At 74.8% G+C, this 21,099-nt stretch carries 20 protein-coding genes; 8 read left to right on the forward strand and 12 right to left on the reverse strand.

Annotation, left to right across the window (positions count from 1 at the left end; translation table 11 throughout):
• Positions 1 to 92 precede the first annotated feature (92 nt).
• The gene (locus tag FBY24_RS07150) at positions 93 to 2,123 is read left to right on the forward strand and encodes a SpoIIE family protein phosphatase (protein ID WP_142159315.1); all 2,031 of its coding nucleotides are present in this window, start codon (positions 93 to 95) and stop codon (positions 2,121 to 2,123) included.
• 25 nt (positions 2,124 to 2,148) lie between these two features.
• On the opposite strand, the gene FBY24_RS07155 is transcribed toward FBY24_RS07150, so the two are convergent.
• Both FBY24_RS07155 and FBY24_RS07160 read right to left on the reverse strand, forming a co-directional pair.
• Positions 2,149 to 3,282 carry an ATP-binding protein gene (locus FBY24_RS07155; RefSeq protein ID WP_160158454.1) on the reverse strand — a complete coding sequence of 378 codons (1,134 nt, stop codon included), beginning with the start codon at positions 3,280 to 3,282 and terminating at the stop codon, positions 2,149 to 2,151.
• Between the two features lie 140 nt (positions 3,283 to 3,422).
• Entirely contained in the window at positions 3,423 to 4,295 is an 873-nt protein-coding gene (locus tag FBY24_RS07160; RefSeq protein ID WP_142159319.1) for a LysR family transcriptional regulator ArgP, read from the reverse strand.
• A 70-nt stretch (positions 4,296 to 4,365) separates the two neighbouring features.
• Here FBY24_RS07160 and FBY24_RS07165 point away from each other — a divergent pair, with 70 nt between their 5' ends.
• The 4 genes from FBY24_RS07165 to FBY24_RS07180 all read left to right on the forward strand — a co-directional run bounded on the left by FBY24_RS07165 (position 4,366) and on the right by FBY24_RS07180 (position 9,416).
• Positions 4,366 to 5,004, forward strand: coding sequence for a LysE/ArgO family amino acid transporter (locus tag FBY24_RS07165; RefSeq protein ID WP_142159321.1), 639 nt, complete (start codon positions 4,366 to 4,368; stop codon positions 5,002 to 5,004).
• A gap of 106 nt (positions 5,005 to 5,110) precedes the next feature.
• Positions 5,111 to 5,599 (forward strand): YbjN domain-containing protein, encoded by a 489-nt coding sequence (locus FBY24_RS07170; protein ID WP_142159323.1) that lies wholly within the window; start codon positions 5,111 to 5,113, stop codon positions 5,597 to 5,599.
• The gene (locus FBY24_RS07175; RefSeq protein WP_142159325.1) at positions 5,596 to 7,464 is read left to right on the forward strand and encodes an HSP90 family protein; all 1,869 of its coding nucleotides are present in this window, start codon (positions 5,596 to 5,598) and stop codon (positions 7,462 to 7,464) included. The genes FBY24_RS07170 and FBY24_RS07175 overlap by 4 nt, the downstream gene beginning before the upstream one ends.
• On the forward strand, positions 7,461 to 9,416 hold the full coding sequence (locus tag FBY24_RS07180) for a hypothetical protein (RefSeq protein ID WP_142159327.1): 1,956 nt from the start codon (positions 7,461 to 7,463) through the stop codon (positions 9,414 to 9,416). The genes FBY24_RS07175 and FBY24_RS07180 overlap by 4 nt, the downstream gene beginning before the upstream one ends.
• A gap of 32 nt (positions 9,417 to 9,448) precedes the next feature.
• Here FBY24_RS07180 and FBY24_RS07185 read toward each other — a convergent pair whose 3' ends face one another.
• Both FBY24_RS07185 and FBY24_RS07190 read right to left on the reverse strand, forming a co-directional pair.
• Positions 9,449 to 9,769, reverse strand: coding sequence for a hypothetical protein (locus tag FBY24_RS07185; protein WP_142159329.1), 321 nt, complete (start codon positions 9,767 to 9,769; stop codon positions 9,449 to 9,451).
• Positions 9,766 to 10,098 carry a PadR family transcriptional regulator gene (locus FBY24_RS07190; protein WP_142159331.1) on the reverse strand — a complete coding sequence of 111 codons (333 nt, stop codon included), beginning with the start codon at positions 10,096 to 10,098 and terminating at the stop codon, positions 9,766 to 9,768. The genes FBY24_RS07185 and FBY24_RS07190 overlap by 4 nt, the downstream gene beginning before the upstream one ends.
• A gap of 215 nt (positions 10,099 to 10,313) precedes the next feature.
• Here FBY24_RS07190 and FBY24_RS07195 point away from each other — a divergent pair, with 215 nt between their 5' ends.
• A complete protein-coding gene (locus FBY24_RS07195) occupies positions 10,314 to 12,086 on the forward strand; it encodes a carbohydrate-binding module family 20 domain-containing protein (protein ID WP_304515637.1) in 1,773 nt (590 codons plus the stop codon).
• Positions 12,087 to 12,157: 71 nt separating this feature from the next.
• Here the strand turns inward: FBY24_RS07195 and FBY24_RS07200 are convergent, their stop codons facing one another.
• Complete coding sequence (locus FBY24_RS07200) at positions 12,158 to 12,736, reverse strand: NADPH-dependent F420 reductase (RefSeq protein WP_142159335.1); 579 nt, start codon at positions 12,734 to 12,736, stop codon at positions 12,158 to 12,160.
• Between the two features lie 91 nt (positions 12,737 to 12,827).
• Between FBY24_RS07200 and FBY24_RS07205 the strand changes: the two genes are divergently transcribed.
• Positions 12,828 to 13,379, forward strand: coding sequence for a MarR family winged helix-turn-helix transcriptional regulator (locus FBY24_RS07205; RefSeq protein WP_142159337.1), 552 nt, complete (start codon positions 12,828 to 12,830; stop codon positions 13,377 to 13,379).
• On the opposite strand, the gene FBY24_RS07210 is transcribed toward FBY24_RS07205, so the two are convergent.
• The 7 genes from FBY24_RS07210 to FBY24_RS07240 all read right to left on the reverse strand — a co-directional run bounded on the left by FBY24_RS07210 (position 13,363) and on the right by FBY24_RS07240 (position 18,693).
• Positions 13,363 to 13,980, reverse strand: coding sequence for a cysteine hydrolase family protein (locus FBY24_RS07210; RefSeq protein WP_142159339.1), 618 nt, complete (start codon positions 13,978 to 13,980; stop codon positions 13,363 to 13,365). The two genes, FBY24_RS07205 and FBY24_RS07210, sit on opposite strands and share 17 nt — an antisense overlap.
• Positions 13,981 to 14,029: 49 nt before the next feature.
• Positions 14,030 to 14,944 (reverse strand): ABC transporter substrate-binding protein, encoded by a 915-nt coding sequence (locus FBY24_RS07215; protein ID WP_142159341.1) that lies wholly within the window; start codon positions 14,942 to 14,944, stop codon positions 14,030 to 14,032.
• Positions 14,944 to 15,648, reverse strand: a complete 705-nt coding sequence (locus tag FBY24_RS07220) for an ABC transporter permease (RefSeq protein ID WP_370510974.1) — start codon at positions 15,646 to 15,648, stop codon at positions 14,944 to 14,946. Before FBY24_RS07220 ends, FBY24_RS07215 begins: the two co-directional genes overlap by 1 nt.
• A complete protein-coding gene (locus FBY24_RS07225; RefSeq protein WP_142159345.1) occupies positions 15,648 to 16,319 on the reverse strand; it encodes an ABC transporter permease in 672 nt (223 codons plus the stop codon). The genes FBY24_RS07220 and FBY24_RS07225 overlap by 1 nt, the downstream gene beginning before the upstream one ends.
• Positions 16,316 to 17,131 (reverse strand): ABC transporter ATP-binding protein, encoded by an 816-nt coding sequence (locus FBY24_RS07230; RefSeq protein ID WP_142159347.1) that lies wholly within the window; start codon positions 17,129 to 17,131, stop codon positions 16,316 to 16,318. The genes FBY24_RS07225 and FBY24_RS07230 overlap by 4 nt, the downstream gene beginning before the upstream one ends.
• A complete protein-coding gene (locus tag FBY24_RS07235; protein WP_142159349.1) occupies positions 17,128 to 18,111 on the reverse strand; it encodes a zinc-binding dehydrogenase in 984 nt (327 codons plus the stop codon). The genes FBY24_RS07230 and FBY24_RS07235 overlap by 4 nt, the downstream gene beginning before the upstream one ends.
• Before the next feature lie 147 nt (positions 18,112 to 18,258).
• On the reverse strand, positions 18,259 to 18,693 hold the full coding sequence (locus tag FBY24_RS07240) for a MarR family winged helix-turn-helix transcriptional regulator (protein WP_142159351.1): 435 nt from the start codon (positions 18,691 to 18,693) through the stop codon (positions 18,259 to 18,261).
• 220 nt (positions 18,694 to 18,913) lie between these two features.
• Here FBY24_RS07240 and FBY24_RS07245 point away from each other — a divergent pair, with 220 nt between their 5' ends.
• On the forward strand, positions 18,914 to 20,740 hold the full coding sequence (locus tag FBY24_RS07245; RefSeq protein WP_142159353.1) for a carbohydrate-binding module family 20 domain-containing protein: 1,827 nt from the start codon (positions 18,914 to 18,916) through the stop codon (positions 20,738 to 20,740).
• The last annotated feature ends 359 nt before the right edge of the window (positions 20,741 to 21,099 follow it).

Consider the following 21,099-nt stretch of genomic DNA (forward strand, 5'->3'; position numbering starts at 1 on the left):
CTCCCCGTGCCGACCGCGGGCACCCCACCTACGATCGTGATCGTGATGATCGAGCGACGGACCCGCCACCAGGCCTGGGGTCGGAGCGGCCGGTGACCCCGGTGCCGCCGGCCTACGGGCCCGCCGCCGTGCTGCTCGTGGACGCGCTCACCGACGAGGTCGTCTACGCCAACGGCGTCGCCCTGCGGATGTCCGGCGCGGTGCACGTGCCGCTCGCGGCGGGGTCCTGGGTCAAGTCCGCCGGGGTGCGCCTCGCGGACGGCACGCGCCTGGACGACGCCGACCACCGGCTCGTCGACCTGCTCTCCGTCGACGGCGTGCGGCTCGTCGCCCGGCCCGACGCCACGGAGGGCGGGGCGCACGACGCGACGCTGTGGGGCATGGCGACCCGCATGGAGGGGGCACCGGGCACGCTGGACCGGCACGTGCTGGTGGTCCTCCTGCCGCAGCGCGACGACGCCGAGGACGGCGACGGCGCCGACCTGCAGCGGCGCGCGGCCCTCGCGAGCGACCTGGCGTTCACCATCAGCGACCCCCAGCTCCCGGACGACCCGATCGTGTGGGTCAACCCGTCGTTCACGGCCGTGACGGGCTACACCGCGCAGGAGGTCGTCGGACGCAACTGCCGGTTCCTCCAGGGCGAGGGCACCGACCCGGAGGCGGTCGCGCGCATCCGCACCGCGTTGTCCGCGGACGTCACGATCGGCGAGACGCTGCTCAACTACCGCAAGGACGGTTCGCCGTTCTGGAACCAGGTGGTGATCAGCCCGGTCTTCGACGAGCTCGGCAACGTCACGCACCGCGTGGGCGTCCAGGCCGAGGTCACCGCCCGCGTCGAGGCCGACGCGGCGCGGCGTCGCGAGCTCGTCGAGGTGCGGGACGAGAAGGACCGCCTCGCCATGATCGCGGGCGTGACGCGGCGGCTGAGCGAGCTGACCGAGCCCGACGCGATCCTGGCCGAGCTGCCTGCGCTGCTCGCCGCGCACTTCGGCGGCTGGGCGCACGTCGTCACGGTGGGCCGCCGCTCCAAGCCGCGGGCGGTCGTGCGCACGGCCGACGCCGGTGCGGTCGACGCCGCGGCGATGCTCTCGCGGTCGCCGGAGTGGGCGTTGGAGTCGCTGCCGGTGCTGGACGTGCTGCGCGGCGGCACCCGGTTCACGCTGGCGCCCTTCGACATCGGCGGCGACCTGCTGGCCGTGCACGGGTCGGCCGAGCAGCGGGCCGCGATGGTGCTGCTCGGGCTCGGCTCGGCGATGGTCGTGCCCCTGCGCGCCCGGCACGAGGTGCTCGGGTCGGTCGCCGTCGTCTCCGCCAGGCCGGGGGCGTTCAGCGCGGCCGACATGGCCACCCTCGCCGACATCGGTCACCGGGCAGGCCTCGCGTACGACAACGCGCGCCTCTACGTCCAGGAGCGGCAGGCGGCCACCGCGCTGCAGGACCGGATGCTCCCGCGCCTGACGCCCGTGCCGGGGCTGCAGACCGCGGCGACGTACCTGCCGGCGTCCCGCCTGGCCGCGGTCGGCGGCGACTGGTTCGACGTCATCGCCCTGCCCGACGGCAGCACGGGGCTGATGATCGGCGACGTCGTGGGCCACGACATGCACGCCGCCGCGTCGATGGGGCAGCTCCGGTCCGTGCTGCGCACGCTGGCCTGGGAGGGCCGTGAGCCGGTCGACGTCGTCGACCGCCTGGACGACCTCGTGCGGGCCCTGGACATCGGCGACCTGGCCACGCTCGTCGTCGCGCGCCTCACCGGCGAGCCCGGGACCGTGCGCCGCCTGGCGTACGCCCGCGCCGGCCACCTGCCGCCGCTGCTGCGGCTGCCCGACGGGCGGCTGCAGGTGCTCGACGGGGCCCTGCGCACCCCCGTGGGGATCCGACCGATCGACGCCCTGACCGAGCGCGTCGTCGACGTGCCGCCCGGTGCGCTGCTCGTGCTCTACACCGACGGCCTCGTCGAGCGGTACGACCGCTCGCAGCGCGACGGGCTGCACCTCCTGCAGGACGTGGTCGCCGGGCTCCCGGCCGGCGTCGACGCCGAGGAGGCCCGCCGCCTCGTCCTGGCCGCGATGGTCGGCGAGGCCCACGACGACGACCTCTGCCTCCTGGTGGTCCGCGCCTGACCCGTGCTCGTGGCCGCGGGCGTTCTCATCCTTCGCCGTGACGGCGGTTGATGTACGAGGCCATGTGCGGGACGGTGAACGCCAGCTCCGCACGGGCCGACGCGTAGATGAGGCCCTTGGAGATCAGGTCACGGCGCGCGACGGAGAGATCGGACGGCTTGCGCTTGCGCAGTCGCTCGACCAGGTCGGTCAGGAGGCTCGGTGTGTCGTGGTCGGCGGCCATGGCACGCATGAACCGCTGCTCGGCGCGCGTCGCCCGCTCCCACCGCGCTCGGAAGAACCCGGCGTCGAGAGCGTCGATGCCCGCTGACGCCGCGAGTCGTGCGTCGTCGTCCGTGATGAGGTCGGGGCCAGGGGCGAGCTGCCAGGCCTGGAAGCCCAGCTCCTGGATGAAGTAGGGGTAGCCGCCCGACGCGTCGACCAGGAGCTTGAGGGCCTCCGGGGTGAAGGAGGCGCCGGCGGTCCGGGCGGGCCCGGCGAACGCCTCGGTGGCGTCGTCCGCGCCCAGGCGGTCGATGCTGCGGTACTCGAACTGCCGCTCGGCATACGAGCGTGCTTCGGAGAGGACGGCAGGGACGCTGGGAAGGCCCGCGCCGAAGACCGAGAACGGCCAGCCCCGCTGCGCCGCCTGGTGCTGCACAGCCAGCAGCGCCGTCAGCGTCGATGCCTCGAGGTCCTGGATCTCGTCGACGAAGACCGCGAGCCCGATGCCCGCGTCGCGCAGTGCCGGCGTGAGGTCCTCCACGAGCTCGACCAGATCGAGCTCGAGCACGCCTGTGTCGGCCCGACCCCGAGCCGGCTGCAGGTTGGCGCCGAGCGTGACCCCCGCTCCCACCGAGAGGCTGAACGAGGTGAGGGTCGACAACGCCGACGCGAGGGTGTCCGACAGGCGCTCCGAGCGGCTGGCCAGGCGCCTTGCACCGGCCAGCAGCCCTCGTTCCAGCTGCTGCCGGGCGAGTGCCCGAGCATCGGGGTCCCGTTGCGCCTCGACAGCCACCGTCAGCCACCCACGACGGTCGAGCTCGTGCTGGAGCGCGCGCAGCAGGACGGTCTTCCCGACCCCGCGGAGCCCATGGAGCATCAGGCTGCGACCAGTGAGCCCGTTCCGGGTCCGCACGGCGAGCACACGCGCGGACTCGATCTCGCTCCCCCGTCCCACCAGGGCGACGGGGGTCGCCCCGGCACCAGGGGTGTAGGGGTTCGTCTCGGCGTCGATGATGACGTCCTCTCACATCAAATCATGAATTTCTTAGATCAATTCATACACTGTGAGACCTGCGGGGGCCAGCACGAGGGTCGTCAGGTCAGTGCGCCACGTGCTGCGGTGCGGACGTGGTCGGCGACGGCGTCGAGGGCCGCGGTGCGCAGCGACCACTGCTGCCAGTGCAGGGGCACGTCGATCCAGTCGTCGCCCGCGATCGGGACCAGGCGGCCCGCCGCCTCGTCGGCGCCGGACTGCTGGGCGGGGAGCATGCCCCAGCCCCAGCCGAGCCGCACGGCCGTCGCGAAGTCCGCGGACGCGGGCACCAGGTGCCGCAGAGGGGCGGCCGGGTCGACGCCCTGGGCGCGCAGCCAGCGGTCCTGCAGGCGGTCGTCGGCGTCGAACACCACGACGGGCGCGGCGGCCAGCGAGGCCGCGTCGACGCCCGCCGCGAACCACCGGGCCACGAACGCGGGCGTGGCCAGCGGCCGGTAGCGCATCGTGCCCAGGGGCTCGGCGGTGCACCCCTGCACGGCGCGCGCCTGCGTCGTCACCGCCGCCATCGCCCGGCCGTCCCGCAGCAGCTCGGCCGTGACGTCCTGGTCCTCGCGCACGATCTCGATCGCGACGTCCGCGGCCAGCGGTGCCAGGGCGGGCAGCACCCAGGTGGTGAGGGAGTCGCCGTTGACCGCGAGGGTGACGCGCGGGGTGCGGGCGGCGACCAGGTGCCGGGTCGCGTCGGCCGTGAGCGCGTCGACCTGCCGGGCCAGGCGCACGAAGGGCTCGCCGGCCGGCGTCGGGCGCACGGGCCGGTCACGGTGCAGCAGCACGGCGCCGGTCTGCTGCTCCAGGGCCTTGATCCGCTGGCTCACCGCCGACGGGGTGACGTGCAGCGCGCGGGCGGCGGCATCGAACGTGCCGAGCTCGACCGCGGCGGCGAGCGCGCGGAGCTGGCCGAGGTCCCAGTCCATGAAGCCACGCTAACGGCACGTCAGGAACTTTCGCTGGCCTGCACCCGTGGCGGCACCTAGCGTCGTCGCCATGGGAACGGGGTGGACGTCCGCGCTGGCCGGGCTCGTGTTCGGGCTCGGTCTGATCGTGGCGATCGGCGCGCAGAACGCGCACGTGCTGCGGCAGGGGCTGCGGCGCGAGCACGTCGCCGTCGTCGTGGCTGTGTGCGCGCTGTCCGACGTCGTGCTCATCGCCGTCGGCACCGCCGGGGTCGGGGCACTCGTCGCCGCCAGCCCCGTCGTCACCGCCGTCGCCACGCTGCTCGGCGCCGCCGTCCTGCTGGTCTACGGCGCACTCGCGGCGCGGCGTGCGCTGCACCCCGGTGCGCTGGTCGCCGACGACGACCGGCCGGCGGGCGCCACCGCCCCCGTCGTGCCCGTCCTGCTGGTGACGCTCGCGCTGACGTGGCTCAACCCGCACGTGTACCTCGACACCGTCGTCCTGCTCGGGGCGGTCTCCGCCGGGCACGGGGACGCCCGCTGGTGGTTCGCCGCCGGGGCCGCCGTGGGCAGCGTCGCGTGGTTCAGCGCCCTCGGCTTCGGTGCGGCCCTGCTGCGCCCGGTGTTCGCGCGCCCCGGGGCGTGGCGCGTGCTCGACGCCGGTGTCGCCGTGGTCATGGTCGCGATCGCCGCCGGCCTCGTCGTCGACCTCGTCGCCGGTGCGCACTGAGCCCGGTCCGCCGGACGTGTGAACGGGACGGACGGGACATAGCGGTCCGGGCTACTCTCGACGTCGGCCGTTCACGGCCCCTCCAGCAGCCGACGGACGAGGACCCATGGGATTCTTCAACAAGCCGACCGCCACCCCCGGCAGCGCCCTGCCGCCCCTGAGCGCCGAGCGGATCACCGCCTGCCTCGACGCGCGCGAGATGCGGTACGGCATCGACGACGACGGTGACGTCGGCGGGTACTGGGACGGTCACCTCTTCTACTTCTTCCGGATCGGCCAGGACCAGGAGTACCTCCAGGTCCGCGGGCGCTGGAACCGCCAGGTCGGCCTCGACGAGCTCGCCACCGTCAGCGCCAAGGTCAACGACTGGAACGCCGACCGCCTGTGGCCCAAGGTCTACGTGCGCGTCGAGGACGACCGCCTGGGCGTCTACGCCGAGCACACGGTCGACTACGAGCACGGCCTGACCGACGAGCAGCTCGACGTGCACCTCGCGTGCGGGATCAGCACCGCGCTCTCGTTCTTCGAGGCCCTCGACGAGGCGTACCCGGAGCAGGCCGCCGCCGCGAAGGCCGCCGAGGCCGAGCAGGAGTGAGCACCGCCCCCGCAGCGGGGGGTGACGAGCTCGGGCAGGCGTTCCAGGTCGACCTGCGCGGCGTCGTCGACCTGCTCGCCCGCCACCTGTACTCCGGGCCGCGCGTGTACGTGCGCGAGCTCCTCCAGAACGCCGTCGACGCGGTCACGGCGCGCCGGGCCCACGAGCCCGGCGCGCCGGGCCGGGTCCGGCTGCGCCCGCTCGACGGGGGTGGCCTCGAGGTCACCGACACCGGCGTCGGCCTGACGCCCGACGACGCGCGCGAGCTGCTCGCCACCGTGGGGCGCAGCTCCAAGCGGGACCTCGACCTCGGGGTCGGGCGCACCGAGTTCCTCGGGCAGTTCGGCATCGGCCTGCTGTCCGCGTTCATGGTCGCCGAGCGCATCGAGCTCGAGTCGCGCTCGGCCACCGACCCCGACGCCCCGGGCGTGCGGTGGGTCGGGCACCCCGACGGCACGTACGACCTCACCGTGCTGCCGCGCGACCCGTCCGACCCGGTCGGCTCGACCGTGCGGCTGCACCCGCGCCGCGACATGGAGCACTGGACGGCCGCCGAGACGGTCGCGGCGCTCGCCACGGAGTACGGCGCGCTGCTGCCGCTCGACGTGGCCGTCGAGGTGCCGCTCGGCAACGGCGAGACGGCCTGGCGCCGCGTCACCGAGCACGAGCTGCCGTGGCGTGCGACCTACGCGGACGACGCGGCGCGCTCGGCCGCGCTCGTGCGGTACGCGGAGCGGACCCTGGGCTTCACGCCGCTCGCGCACCTCGACCTCGACGTGCCGCTCACCGGCCTGACGGGTGTCGCGTACGTGCTGCCCGCCGCGGTGCCGCCCGGCGGCGGCAGCACCCACCGCGTGCACCTCAAGCGCATGCTGCTGGGCGAGCGCGTCGACACGCTGCTGCCCGGCTGGGCGTTCTACGTGCGCTGCGTCGTCGACGCCGACGGCCTGCGCCCCACGGCCTCGCGCGAGGCGCTGTACGACGACGAGGCGCTGCTGGTCACGCGCGACGCGCTGGCCGCGCAGGTGCGCGCCTGGACCCTGGCGACGCTGCAGGCTGGCGGCCGGCTGGCCCAGGAGTTCGTCCGCACGCACCACCTGGCGCTGCGCTCGCTCGCGCTCGTCGACGACGAGGTCCTCGACATCGCCGCGCAGGTGCTGCCGTTCGAGACGACGGACGGCACGCGCACCCTCGCCGAGGTCCGCGACGCGGTCGGCACGGTCGTGCACACCACCAGCGTCGAGGAGTTCCGCCGGGTCGCGCCCGTGGCCCGCGCGCAGGGCCTGCTCGTGGTCAACGCCGGGTACGTCTACGACGGCGACCTGCTGGCCCGACTCACCGGGCGGCGCGGCTGGGACGTGCGCGCGCTGCGCACGCAGGACGTCGCCCAGGTGCTCGGCACGCTCGAGCCCGAGCGGGAGCTCGAGCTCATCGACGTCGTCCCCGCCGCCACCGCAGCCGTGCGCGACCTCGACTGCGAGGTCGTCGTGCGGCGCTTCGAGCCCGACGACCTGCCCGCGGTGATGCTCGACGACCGCGAGGACCAGCACCGGCGCGAGGTCGAGCGGACCGTGCAGGAGGCCGACGACCTGTGGGGCGGCGTCCTCGCCGGGTTCTCCGGCACCCCCGCGGCCGCCCGCCGCCTCGTGCTCAACGACGCCAACCCCACCGTGCGCCACCTGCTGGCCGGCGCGCACCGCCCCGAGGTGTTCGCCGCGGGGCTGCGGTCGATGTACGTCACCGCGCTGCTGCTGGCCGGCGAGCCGCTGCGCGCGCGGGACGCCCAGACCATGACCACGTCGATGTCGGTCCTGCTGCAGGCGGGGCTCGGCGCGACGGACCCGGACGAGGAGGACGCGCGGTGAGCCGCACGCTGGACGAGGTCAACCGCGAGATCGCCCGGATCCGCTCGCTGCCCTACGGGGTCGCGCGCACGCAGGCCGCGGAGCTGCAGGCACGCCTGGTCGAGGCCGAGGGCCCGGACCAGGCGCGCGCGTACGCGCTGTCGGTGCTCGTGGAGTCGATGGTGTGGGCCGGCGAGGTCGACCGCGCCTACCTGCCGTTCACGCAGCTCGTGCGCTGGTGGGACGAGCACCCGGAGCACTTCGACGAGGTCGACAAGCACGCGATGTTCTGGTCGTTCAAGTGGATGGTCGGCCACCTCGGCGACTTCCCGAGCGTGCCCGCCACGCAGATCGGGGCCACGCTCGACGACATGGAGCGCCGGTACGCGCTCGCCGGGCTCGGTCGCGACGCCGTCGCCTACTCGCGGTTCGCGTGGGCCGCCCGGCGCGGCGCGCCCGACGTCGAGGACCTGTACGCCACCTGGGTGGCGACGCCGCGCGACGAGTACTCCCAGTGCGAGGTCTGCGACCCGGGCGACCGGGCGTCCTACCTGTTCGAGACCGGCCGCACGGCCGAGGGCGTCCGGCTCGTCGAGGAGACCCTCGACCGTGGCCTGACGTGCGCGACCGAGCCCGCGGACATGCTCGCCGGCCTCGCGCTGGCGTACCTGGACCTGGGCCGGCCGGCCGACGCGGTGCGGACCCACCGCCGTGCCGTCGCCGCCCTCGCCGAGACGAGCAGCGACATGGCCGCGGCGCGCGGCGAGCGCATCGAGCTGCTGGGGCGCGCGGGCCACCCCGCACGCGTCGTCCGCGCCGTCGAGCAGGACCAGCGCCTCCTGACCGGTGCCGACACCCCGCGGGCGCGCCTGGACCTGCTGCTCGGCGTCGTCGCCGGGACCGCGGCCCTGCTGCCCGCCCACGCGGACGTCGCCGTGCGTCTGGCGGACGTCCCGGCCGCGACCCTCGGCGAGCTGCACGCGTGGGCCGCGGCGCAGGCCCGGACCCTGGCGGAGGCGTTCGACGCCCGCAACGGCAGCACCCGCATGGCCGGCAAGCTCGCCGACGCGCTCGCGACGCAGGGCGAGCCCGAGCCGCTCGACCTCGACGTCGTGCGTCTTCCCGCCGCACCGGTCGAGGTCGGTCCAGGTGCGACCGCCGTGGCGGAGCCCGACGGTCCCGCTGCGGCACCCGTCCCGACCGGGGGCGCCCCCACGGACGAGCCGGCCCTGGCGCGTGCCGAGCGGCTGCTGGCCGCGGGCGACACGGAGGGCGCCGCCCAGGCGTACGTCGAGGCCGCCGGGCAGGCCGAGGCCGCCGGACTGCTGGTCGACGCCGGCTACGCGCTCGCCGAGGCGGCCGCGTGCGCGCAGGTCCTCGGCGACGAGGACACCTCCGCGCGCCTGTTCGAGCGGGGTGCGGCCCGGCTGCGGGCCGGCGGCGCGGACCCTGTCGACCTGGTCCCCGTGCTGGTGGCGTGGGCGCCGGCGGCGGGCACCACCGGTGAGGTGGACCCGTTCCTCGCGGCCGTCGACGCGACGCGCGCGACCCTCGTCGAGGAGCCCGAGGCCGACGCGGCGCCGGAGCAGGCCGCCCTGGCGGAGCGTCGCAAGGGCGACCGGCGCCGCGCGCTGGCCGACGTGGACGACGCCGCCGCCCGCGTGCTCGCCACGACCGGCGGCGACGAGCGGCTGCAGGACGCGGTGGTGCGCGCCGGCCGGGCCGCGGAGGCGTACGCCGGGGTCGGTGCCGTGGCGGACGCCGCGCACGCGTTCTGGCTGGCCGGGCGCCTGCTCGACTCCCTGGACCGCACCGAGGACGCGGCCTGGCACCTGGAGTCGGCGGTCGAGGGCTTCGGTGTCGCCCGTGCCCGCGAGCCCCGCACCCAGGCGGCCGACGACCTCGTCGCGCTCCTGCGCCGCACGGGCCATGACGACCGCGCCGAGGAGATCCTCCGCTCCCTGACCCGCTGACGGGCACGCCGGGCGGAGCCGGGCCGGAGGGCTCAGCCGAGCCCGGCGAGCAGGAGGACCAGGCCCGCGAGGAGCGTGAGGGTCAGCACCGCGGCGAGCACGACGGGTGCGCGGCCGTGCGGGCGCCGGTGGCGCAGGGCGATGGCCAGGGGTCCGATCGGTTGCACGGCTGCTCCTCGGGTGCGGGTGGTCCAGGCGGTGCGCCACGCGGCGGTGGCGACGGAGAGCGGGCTGACCTCGACCTCGGCGGCGCCGTCGACGTCCGCGAGCCACTCCTCGCGCCGTCGGGCGCGTTCGGCGGCCGGCGCGAGCGCGGCGGCGGCCCGGACGAGCGCCCGGGCGAGGCCGCTCATGCCGTCCCCTCCGCGGGTGCGGCGGCCGCGCCCGCGCGGGCGGTGCGCCCGGCGGCGACGGTGCGGGACGTGACGATCTCGAGGGCGGCGGCGGCGCCGTCCGGCGTGAAGCGGTAGAGCCGCCGCCGGGGGCCGGGCCGCGCGTCGTCCTGCTCCCAGTCCGAGGTGAGCCACCCGGCGCGCTCGAGCCGTTCCAGCACGGGGTAGACCGTCCCCGCGGGGCGCTGCGACAGCTTGACGACGCGCAGGCCCCAGACGTCGGGGCCCTCGGCCCGCAGCGCCCGGAGCACGTCGACGGTGGCGGGGGTGACTCTCGTGAGCTGCTCCACCCCTCAAATCTATCTATATAGAGATGGAGTCGCCAGAGGGCGCCCGTCCCGGGTCGACCGGCTCTCCGGGCCATCAGGGCCCCGGGCGCGCCTGGGCGGGTGGTGTGGAGGTCCTGTGGTGTCCGGTGTCCGTTACGTCCCTTCTGCGAAGATCCGGGCTTCGTGACGTGCGCCGCCCGCGGAGCGGGTCAGGACCAGCACCGAAGGAGACGACCGTGTCGTTGCAGCACCCCTCACCGCCCCCCGCCCGGCGGTCCGCCGGCCGCCTGACCGCCGCGGTCGCCGTGCTCGCCGTGGCCCTCGCCGGTGCCTTCGGCCTCGCCACCGCCGCCCCCGGCACCGCCGCGGAGCCCGGCGACGGCGAGGGCGACGTCATCCTCACCATGTTCCAGTGGACGTGGGACGCCGTCGCCGACGAGTGCGCGACGGTCGGGGAGGCCGGCTTCGGCTACGTGCAGGTCTCGCCCCCGCAGGAGAACCTGCGCGGGTCGGCGTGGTGGACGTCGTACCAGGTGGTCAGCTACCAGGTGGAGTCGAAGCTCGGCACGCGGGCCGAGTTCGCGGCGATGGTCGAGCAGTGCCGCGCGGCCGGCGTCGGCGTGATCGCCGACGCCGTCATCAACCACACCACGGGTGCCGACATGGGCTCCGGCACGGGCGTCGCGGGCTCGGCCTACGGCATCGACAGCGCCCCGGCGGTCCCGTACGGCGCCGGCGACTTCAACGCCTGCCGCACGAACGTCGCGGACTACCAGGACGCGGCCGAGGTCCAGGGGTGCCGCCTGGTCGGGCTGCAGGACCTGCGCACCGGCTCCGAGCACGTGCGCGACGCGATCGCCGCGTACCTCGACGACCTGGTGGACCTGGGTGTGGCCGGGTTCCGCATCGACGCGGCCAAGCACATCCCCGCCGCGGACCTCGCGGCGATCAAGGGACGCATGGAGCACCCAGACGTCTACTGGGTGCAGGAGGTCGTCGGCTCGTCCCCGGGCATCGCGATGTCCGACTACGCCGGCACGGGGGACGTGCACGAGTTCTCCTACGCGACCCGCCTGCGGTCGGCGTTCGAGGGCAGCCTCACCAGCCTGCGGACGATCGGCCAGGGGCTGCTGCCGTCCGCGCAGGCCGGCGTCTTCGTCGACAACCACGACACCGAGCGCAACGGCGAGACGCTGAACTACACCGATGGTGACGCGTACCTGCTGGCCAACGTCTTCATGCTCGCCCACCCGTACGGCGCCCCGGCGGTGTACACCGGCTACACGTTCACCGACAAGGACGCCGGCGCCCCCGGCGCGACCTCCACGTCGGTGCCCGACGCGAGCTGCGACGACGCCGCGTGGACGTGCACGCACCGGATCCCCGAGATCGCGGGCATCGTCGGCTTCCACGACGCGGTCGCGGGCACCGCGCTGACCGACTGGTACGACGACGGCGTGGACCTCGTCGCGTTCGGCCGCGAGGACCGCGGGCACGTCGTCATCAACGACCGCGACGGCTCCCAGGTCCGCACGTTCACCACGGCGCTGCCCGACGGCACGTACTGCGACGTCGTCGCGTCGGCCACGTGCTCGCGCACCGTCACGGTCGCCGGCGGCCGGTTCACCACCGTGGTCCCGGCGCACGGCGCGGTGGCACTGCACGTCGACGCCCGCACGGGCGCCTCCCCGATGCCGACGCCGTCCGCGACCGCCGCCACGGGCCTGGGCTTCGCCGCCGACGTGACGACGGTCTGGGGCCAGAACGTCTTCGTGGTGGGCGACGTGCCCGAGCTCGGGGCGTGGGAGCCGACGGAGGGTGTCGCGCTCTCGTCGGCGACGTACCCGGTCTGGCGGGGGAGCGTCGTCCTCGCGCCCGGGACCCGCGTCGAGTACAAGTACGTGCACCTCGACGAGACGGGGAAGGTGACCTGGGAGACGGGCGCGAACCGCGTCGTGACGGTTCCGGCGTCCGGCGTCCTCACCCTGACGGACACCTGGCGCGACTGAACGTGGCGGGGCGCGGCGGTCCTGCCGCTGCGCCCCGCCACCGTGGCCGAGGTGCCCCCGGCCGACGCTCGTCAGCGCGCGACGGCGAACCCGCCCGTCCACGGCAGCTTCTCGCCCACGGCGAGGGTGAGCTGCAGGAAGCCGATCGCCTCGAGCTCGTGGGCGCGGGAGAGCGCACCCGCGTCGACGGCCCCGACGCCGGCGGCCGTGACGGCCGCGACGAGGGTCTCCTTGGCGGCCGCGTCGTCGCCGGCGACGAGCACGGTCGTGGGTGCGTCGCCGACCTGCTTGCTCGCGAGCGTCGCGGCGAAGTTCGTGTTGAACGCCTTGAGCACCGAGCTGCTGGGGAGCTTGGCCTGGATCTGGGCGGCCGCCGAGCTGCCCGCGGGCACGACCAGCGAGTCGAACGTGCTGAAGTCGAGCGGGTTCGTGATGTCGACGACGACCTTGCCCGCCAGCTGGTCGCCGTACGCCGCGAGCACGGAGTCGACGGCCGGGTAGGGGATCGCGAGGACGACGACGTCGCCCGTCAGGGGTGCGCTGCCCACCTGGTCGTGGCTGACGTGCGTGACGTCGCTGCCGCCCGCGGCGAGGAGCCCGCCGATGGCGCTGCCCATGCTGCCTGTCCCGATGATCGTGAAGCTCGTCATGGCCAACCTCCAGATAGATGCCGAGGAATGCTTGTAGCCACAACCATACAACTTCTAGTTGAAGATGCAACTACCCCTGTAGGCTGCGGCCATGGACGGACTGGGTCGCGCCGAGCAGGCGGCCGTGGAACGGGTCAACGCGCTGCTGGAGCTCCTCCCACCGGCGCTCGACCGGCACCTCGCGCCTACGGGTCTGACCCTCTTCGAGATCACGCTCCTCGGCCGGCTCCACGCGAGCGCGCAGCGGCGGCTGCGGCTGACCGTGCTGGCTGCGCGCACCAGCGCCACGCTGCCGCGGCTGTCCCGGGTGGTCACCCGGCTGGAGCGCCGAGGCCTGGTCGTGCGTCGACCCTGCGAGGAGGACGCCCGAGCCACGAACGCGCTGCTGACGGACGCGGGCGCGGCGGCCTACGAGCGCGCACAGCTCACCTATCACGCGGTCGTCCGCGACCTGATCCTCGGGGGGCTCTCCGCCCAGGACGTCGAGCGGCTCGGGATGCTCGCCCACACCCTCGTCTCGAGGCTGGAACCCCAGGAACCCGCGCGTGCGCAGGGTGGCGCCGCACGGCAGCCCTGGGAGCCGGCCTCGGGCGGTGCGGGATCCTCCTCCCGCACCGCCCGAGGGGTCACGGGGCCGGGGTGAGCGCTGCGACGACCTCGGCGGTGGTTGCGACGGTGACGATGTTGGTCAGGGCGAAGCCGAGCGCAGCCTCCTGCCACTGCGCGTTGATCGACGACGTCGCGTCGGACACCACGACCACCTCGTACCCGAGGTCGGCCGCGTCGCGTGCGCTGTGCTCGACCGCCATGTTCGTCCACACGCCGGTGACGACCACGGTGGTCACGCCGAGGTTGCGCAGGATCGTGTCGAGGGACGTGCCGTGGAAGGCCGACATCCGGATGCGGTCGAGCACGATCTCGTCACCCACGGGCTCGGCACCCGTGATCGGGTCGGCGCCCCAGGTGCCCAGCAGCAGGGACTCCGGGCCGAGCATGCGGAAGATCGGTGCGTTCGTCCCGCCGGTCGGTCGGCCCGGGTAGACGACGATCCGGTTGTGGACCACGGGTGCGGACGCCGCGCGGGCGGCCGCGAGGATCGCGCCCACGTGCGCCACGACGTCCTGCTCGGCGGCGTGGTCGGCCGCACCCGTCGCGGCGAACGCGCCGTCGGGGTGGAGGTTGTCGTTCTGCATGTCGATCACGAGGACCGCGGTGGTGGTGGGGTCGAGCGTCAGGTCGGTCATGGGGTGTCCTTCTCCTCGGGGTGGAGACGTGCGTGCGGGCCGGCGGCGGTCAGTCCAGGCCCTTCTCGGCCAGCCAGTCGGCGGCGATGGTGGCGGCGGGGAGCTGCTCGTCGACGCTGCGGGCGTTGAGCGCGACGAGGTCGGCGGCCGACATGGCTGCGCTGACCTCGTCGATGACTGCCGCCGCGTCGTCGTCCACCCGGTCGCTGACGAGCGGGACCACGTGCGAGGCGAGGAACAGCCCGGCCGTGTCCTCCAGGGTGACCAGGTCGTTCTCGGCGATCGACGGGTCGGCGGTGTAGATGATCGCGAGCTGGACGGTGCCGTCCTGGAGCGCCTTGACGGTCAGCGGGCCGCCGCCGTCCTCGATCGGCGTGAACGCGACGTCGACGCCGTAGGCCTTCTTCAGGCCGTCCGGGCCGTTCGGCCGGTCGAGACCCTCGGAGTTGCCGCCCAGGGTCAGCGGCACGGTGACGTCGGCCAGGTCGGCGACGGTGGTCAGGTCCCACTCCTCGGCGAACGCGCGGGTGACGGTGTAGGAGTCCTGGTCGGTCGCGGGCGACTGGTCGAGCACGCGCAGCCCGTCCGGCGTCGCCTCCTGGAGCGCGGCGTACACGTCGTCGGCCAGGCGCGCCTCGGTCTCGGGCTGCCAGTACTGCAGCACGGGGCCGGTGTACTCCGGGAACACGTCGATCTCGCCGGCCTCGATCTCGGGCAGGTACGCCTCCCGCTGCCCGATCCGGAGCTCCCGGTCGACGGTGCGCCCCGACGCCTCCAGGGCCTGGGCGTAGACCTCGGCGAGGATCTCGTTCGAGTAGTAGTCCTGCGAGCCGACCACGAGCACGTCGTCGGAGCCGGTGGCGTCGCCCGTCGTGCTCAGCGGGTCCGTGGTGGCGCAGGCGACCAGGGCGAGCGCCGTCCCGGTGAGCACGGCCGTGCGTGCGAGGTGTCGTGCGGGATGCATCAGGGTTCCTCTCGTGGGGTGGCCGGGCGCTGCGCGCGCCGGCGGCCGGGGGAGCGGCGACGTGAGGTCGCCGCGCGGTGGATGCCTGCGACGAGGCCGTCGACGGCAAGGGCGAGGACGATCACCACGAGGGCGCCGGCCAGCATCTGGGGGTAGTCGCGGGACTTCAGCCCGCCCATCACGTAGCGGCCGAGCCCGACGTCCGCCACGTAGGCCACCAGGGTCGCGGTCGCGATGACCTGGAGCGTCGCGGCACGCACCGCGCCGACGACCACGGGCGCGGCGAGCGGCAGCTCGACGCGCACGACGACCTGCCCCTCGGTGAACCCGCTCGCCCGGGCGGCGTCGACCGCGACGGGGTCGACGCCGCGCACGCCCGCCGCCGTGCCGGCGAGCAGCGACGGGACGGCAAGGACGACGAGCGCGACGAGGGGTGCGCCCACGCCGATCCCGAGGGCCAGGGCCAGCAGCGTCAGCAGACCCAGCGTCGGCACGGCACGCGCCGCGCCCGCGAGGGCGACCACCACCAGCCGGCCGCGCCGGGTGTGCCCGACGGCGACGCCGACAGGCAGGGCGACGGCCGCCGCGACGAGCATCGCCACCGCCGTCACGAGCAGGTGCTCGCCCGCACGGACGGGCACGGAGCCGTCGCCGACCCACCGGGCGGGGTCGGCGAGCCACGTGAGCGCGTCGAGGAGCAGCATCACCCGGCACCGCCGTCGCGGGCCCTGGACCGGTGCGGTGCCGGACGGTCCCACCGGGTCAGCGCACGACCGACGAGCGCGCACGTGCCGTCGAGCGCCAGGCCGAGCGCGACGGTGGCGAGGATGCCGGTGACGATCTCCGCGGGGATCCCGCGCTGGAACCCGTCGGTGAACAGCGTCCCGAGCGACGGCACCCCGACGAGGGCGCCGATCGTCACGAGGCCGACCGTGCTCACGCACAGCACGCGGGCCCCGGCGACGAGCGCGGGCGTGGCCAGCGGCAGGTCGACGTGCCACCACAGCGACCACCGGGAGTGGCCCACGGCCTCGGCCGCCTGCCGCACACCCGGGTCGACCGCGGTGAAGCCGTCGGCGGCGGAGCGGACCATGAGCGCGACGCCGTAGCAGGTCAGGGCGGCGACGACGGTCGCGGACGAGCGCAGCGGCGTGCCCAGCACGACGGGTATCACGACGAGCAGGGGCAGCGCCGGGATCGCGTAGAGGACCGACATGGTCGACGTGACGGCGGCGCCGAGGCGTGGCCGACGGGCGGCGAGGTAGCCGAGCGGGACGGCGAGGACGACGCTGGCGACGACGGCCAGGGCGGACAGCGCGAGGTGCGCGCGGCCGAGGTCGAGGACCTGGGGCCACGCGTGGGTCAGCCACGTCACGTCGCGAGCACTCCCGCCGGGTGCCCGGCCCCGTCGACGAGGACCGTGACGCCGTCGACCACGGCGGTGCGCAGCGCGCGCCGGTCGTCGTCCAGGCCGACGAACCGGCGGACGAACCCGTCGGCCGGGTGCGCCATGATCTGCGTCGGCGACCCGGCCTGCGCGACCTGCGCGCGCTCGCGCAGGATGACGACGTCGTCGGCCAGGGCGAACGCCTCGTCGACGTCGTGCGTCACCAGCAGCACGGTCTTGCCCAGGTCGCGCTGGAGGCGACGCAGCTCGCCCTGGAGCTCCCGGCGCACGATGGGGTCGACCGCGCCGAACGGCTCGTCCATCAGCAGGATGTCGGGGTCTGCCGCGAGTGCCCGTGCCACGCCGACGCGCTGCTGCTGGCCGCCCGACAGCTCCCCGGGGTACGCGTCCGCACGGGCGGGGTCGATGCCGACGAGGTCGAGCACCTCGCGGGCGCGGCGCGCGACGCGGGCGCGGTCGGGGCGCCGCTCGAGGAGCGGCACCGTCATGACGTTCTCCAGCACGGTCCGGTGGGGGAGCAGCCCGCCGGCCTGCAGCACGTACCCGACGGACCGTCGGAGCCGGACCTTGTCGACCGTGGCGACGTCGACGCCGTCGATCCGCACGCTGCCGGCCGTCGGGTCGACCATGCGGTTGACCATCCGCAGCAGCGTCGTCTTGCCCGAGCCGGACGAGCCGACGAGGGCCACGGTGGTGCGCGACGGCACGGTGAGGCTGAAGCGTTCGACCGCGACGGTGCCGTCCGGGTAGGTCATCGAGACGTCGTCGAGCTCGATCACAGGAGCACCACGCCCTTGCCCCCGACGACGCCGGCCTCCATGTCGCGGTGGGCGTCGGCGATCTGGTCGAGGCGGTACACGCGTCCGAGCGGCACGCGGGCGCGCCCGGCGGCGACGGCGTCGAGGAACTCCTGCAGCACCGCGGCGGGCAGGTCGGCGGCCTCGCCGGAGTACGCCGTGAGGCGCACACCGTTGGGCAGCCAGTCCATCGGGTAGAACTCCGGGACGGTCCACCGGTCGGAGAGCATGCCCGTGAAGCAGACCGTCCCCCCGGGGCGGACCGCGCGGAGCGTGTCGTGGAGGGTGTCGACCCCGACCAGCTCGACCGCACCGTCGGCGCCGCCCGGGACGAGCTCGCGCACCTGCGCCGCCAGATGGCCGTCGTCGACGAGGACGTGGTCGGCGCCGACCTGCTCCAGGAGCCCTCGACGGGCGTGCGAGCGGGTCGTCGCGAGGACGGTGAGGCCCTGCAGCCGCCCGAGGACGATCAACGCCATGCCGACCGAGGACGTCCCGCCCCGGACGAGCAGGGTCTGCCCGGGCTCGGGTCGCACGCCGACCGCGAGCGAGCCGTGGGCGGTCTGCAGCATCTCGGGGACCGCGCCGAGGACCTCCCACGGGAGGTCGCTGACGAAGGGGATGACCTGCGTGGCCGGCACCACCACGCGCTCGGCGTAGCCGCCGTCGCGCGTGCGGCCCATCCCGCCCATCATCGTGACGACCTGGGAGCCGACGAGCTGCTCGTTCCCGGGGGCCTCCTCGACGACGCCGGTGGCCTCGATGCCGGGCACGCGCGGGAACGAGCCCGTCGAGGCCTGCCCGCGGCGGAAGTGCAGCTCGGACCGGTTCAGCCCGCTCGCGCGCACGGCGACGAGCACCTCGCCCGGTCCGGGACGCGGTGCGGGGACCTCGCGGACGGTCAGCACCTCCGGCCCGCCGGGGGCGACGACGACGGCGGCGCGCATCGTCGCGCGCGTCATCGGGCGGTCCGGGTCGGCGTCACGTCACCCGACGGGACGAGGGGGTGGGCGTCCCACGCAGCGGTGTCCATGGCCACCCTCAACCGCATGCATCAGAAGTATATTCCGCGGCATCCATCTGCGCCCGGAAGGTGGCCGGGCGGGGCGTCAGGCGGGCGTGCCGTCCAGCCGCGAGAGCAGGCGGGACAGCAGGGCGCCCGCCGCGTCGAGGCCGGGCTCGCCCGCCAGGTGCGCGGCCAGCATCGCCTCGAGCGCGGCGAGCCCTGCGCTGCGGGCCTGCGCACCGGTGCGCGTGAGCCCGACGAGCGACGAGCGGCGGTCGTGGGGGTGGGGGGTGCGGACCACGTGGCCGTCGCGCTCCAGCCGGTCGACGACCTTGCTCGCGGCCCCCACGGTGATGCCGAGGTCCTGGCGGATCTCCTGCACGCGGCACGAGCCTGCGTGCCGTCCGACGACGTCGAGCGTCATGAGCGTGGGGAGCGGGACGAGGCCCTCCGTGCGCAGCTGGGCGTCGAGCTGGTTCCACAGGCGCGTCTCGTACCGCACGAGGGTGGCGAACAGCTGCAGGTCGGAGGTGGCCATGCGGGGACCGTAGCCGCACCGCACCGCGCGTCGACGGCGTGCGGGGTCACGGCTGCGCGTGTCCGCCGTCACACCACCCCCTCGACGCGGCGCGCGCGGGTTGGTACGTTGCGTGCAAGCGCGCTGAGAACTTGCAGAGAAGCCTTGCAGTCCCGACGTGGGGACCGCGCCGACGGGCGCACGCGGGGCTCTGCGACCAGCCACCGAGAGGGAGCCGACGATGACGTCGCACCACGCACCACCGCGCCCCGGGGCGCTCACCGCACCCCGCGGCACCCGCCGCAGCACCCCCGTGATCGCCGCGCTCGCCGCGCTGGCCACGGTCCTGGCCGGGCTCGTCGGCGTCGTGAACGCCGACCGCAGCCGGGCGTCGGCCCCCGTCAAGGGTGACGGGGACGTCGTCCTCAACATGTTCCAGTGGACGTGGGACGCCGTGGCCGCCGAGTGCGCGACCATCGGCGACGCCGGGTTCGGCTACGTGCAGGTGTCGCCCCCGCAGGAGCACGTCACCGGGGCGCAGTGGTGGACCTCGTACCAACCGGTCAGCTACCGCGTGGACTCCAAGCTGGGCACGCGCGCGGAGTTCGCCGCGATGAACGCCGCCTGCGAGGCGGCCGGCGTGGGCGTCATCGCCGACGCCGTCATCAACCACACCACCGGCGCGGACCGCGGGTCGGGCACCGGCGTGGCCGGCACGGCCTTCGGCGTCGACTCGTTCCCCGGCGTGCCGTACGGGCCGAACGACTTCAACGACTGCCGCACGAACATCACGAACTACAGCGACCGCTACCAGGTGCAGAACTGCCGCCTGGTCTCCCTGCAGGACCTGCGCACGGGCTCGGACTACGTGCGCGGCAAGATCGCGGCCTACCTCAACGACCTCATCGGCCTGGGCGTCGACGGGTTCCGCATCGACGCGGCCAAGCACATGCCCGCCGCCGACCTCGCGGCCATCAAGCAGCGGCTGTCCCGGCCGGACGTCTACTGGGTGCAGGAGGTCATCGGCGCCGCGGGCGAGCCGATCCGCCCCGCCGAGTACGTGGGCAGCGGCGACGTGCACGAGTTCGACTACGCGCGTCGCCTCAAGCAGCGGTTCGACGGCAGCATCAAGGACCTGCGGACCGTCGGCGACGGTCTGCTGCCCTCCGCGCAGGCCGGCGTCTTCGTCGACAACCACGACACCGAGCGCAACGGCGAGACCATGACCTACGCGTGGGGTGCCAAGTACGTCCTGGCCAACACGTTCATGCTCGCCTACCCCTACGGCTCGCCGTCGGTCTACACCGGCTACCGGTTCACCGACAAGGACGCGGGCGCACCCGGCGCCACCGCGACGACCGTGCCCGACGCGAGCTGCGCGAACAGCCAGTGGACGTGCACGCACCGCATGACCGAGGTGCGGGGCATGGTCGGCTTCCACAACGCCGTCGCCGGCACCGACCTGACGAACTGGTGGGACGACGGCGGCAACCTCGTCGCGTTCGGCCGCGGCGCCAAGGGCCACGTGGTGCTCAACAACACCGCGTCCGCGCAGAGCCGCACCTACACGACGTCGCTGCCCGACGGCACGTACTGCGACGTCGTCGCGTCCAGCACGTGCGCGCGCACCGTCGCCGTCTCCGGCGGCCGGTTCACCGCGTCGGTGCCGGCCTACGGCGCGCTCGCGCTGCACGTCGGCGCCCGCAGCGGGTCGACGCCCACGGCGACGCCGACCGCCACGCCCACCGCGAGCCCGACCCCCTCGCCCACGGGCGCCACCGGTCTGGCGTTCGCGGTGAATGCCACGACCGTCTGGGGCCAGAACATCTACGCGGTCGGCGACCAGCCGGCTCTCGGTTCGTGGAACCCGTCGTCGGGTGTCGCGCTGTCCGCATCCACGTACCCCGTCTGGCGGGGGACCGTCACGCTCCCGCCGGGCACCCGGGTGGAGTACAAGTACGTCCGCATCGACGGCTCGGGCGGCGTCACCTGGGAGACCGGGGCCAACCGGGTGGTCACCGTGCCCGCCTCGGGCAGGCTCACGCTGAACGACACCTGGCGCGGCTGACCAGCGCCACCGCCCCCGCGCCCGGTCGCGGCCGCTCTGCACGGCGGCCGCGACCGGGCGTCGCGCGTCGCACCCCAGGGACGGAGGTCCCAGCGGGCCCGACGAACCCCTCCCGGCTGCTCCGACCGGGTGCATGACGTCCGTCACGTGCCCCTGACCTCGTGTGCTGCGCGGCCCGCGCCGATGTAACGTCCACGGGCTGCCGTCGGACCACGGTCCGCCGGCCCGGCGCCACCGCACCGCCCCACGGGCGGGCACGCGCCGCCGTGCGACGGTCCGCCGTCGCCGACCCCGTGGTCGCCCACCGTCGTGCCTCGTCCCCCCGGGGGACGGGGTCGTCGTCGTGCGTCCACGACCAG

Origin of the sequence: Cellulomonas sp. SLBN-39 (assembly GCF_006715865.1) — a bacterium.
Lineage (GTDB): Bacteria > Actinomycetota > Actinomycetes > Actinomycetales > Cellulomonadaceae > Cellulomonas.

Bases quoted from the DNA above. Each gene is read 5' to 3' on its own strand.
- FBY24_RS07160 (WP_142159319.1), bottom strand. From the start codon at position 4,295: ATGGACTGGGACCTCGGCCAGCTCCGCGCGCTCGCCGCCGCGGTCGAG.
- FBY24_RS07165 (WP_142159321.1), top strand. From the start codon at position 4,366: ATGGGAACGGGGTGGACGTCCGCGCTGGCCGGGCTCGTGTTCGGGCTC.
- FBY24_RS07170 (WP_142159323.1), top strand. From the start codon at position 5,111: ATGGGATTCTTCAACAAGCCGACCGCCACCCCCGGCAGCGCCCTGCCG.
- FBY24_RS07185 (WP_142159329.1), bottom strand. From the start codon at position 9,769: ATGAGCGGCCTCGCCCGGGCGCTCGTCCGGGCCGCCGCCGCGCTCGCG.
- FBY24_RS07200 (WP_142159335.1), bottom strand. From the start codon at position 12,736: ATGACGAGCTTCACGATCATCGGGACAGGCAGCATGGGCAGCGCCATC.
- FBY24_RS07205 (WP_142159337.1), top strand. From the start codon at position 12,828: ATGGACGGACTGGGTCGCGCCGAGCAGGCGGCCGTGGAACGGGTCAAC.
- FBY24_RS07210 (WP_142159339.1), bottom strand. From the start codon at position 13,980: ATGACCGACCTGACGCTCGACCCCACCACCACCGCGGTCCTCGTGATC.
- FBY24_RS07215 (WP_142159341.1), bottom strand. From the start codon at position 14,944: ATGCATCCCGCACGACACCTCGCACGCACGGCCGTGCTCACCGGGACG.
- FBY24_RS07220 (WP_370510974.1), bottom strand. From the start codon at position 15,648: ATGCTGCTCCTCGACGCGCTCACGTGGCTCGCCGACCCCGCCCGGTGG.
- FBY24_RS07235 (WP_142159349.1), bottom strand. From the start codon at position 18,111: ATGACGCGCGCGACGATGCGCGCCGCCGTCGTCGTCGCCCCCGGCGGG.
- FBY24_RS07240 (WP_142159351.1), bottom strand. From the start codon at position 18,693: ATGGCCACCTCCGACCTGCAGCTGTTCGCCACCCTCGTGCGGTACGAG.
- FBY24_RS07245 (WP_142159353.1), top strand. From the start codon at position 18,914: ATGACGTCGCACCACGCACCACCGCGCCCCGGGGCGCTCACCGCACCC.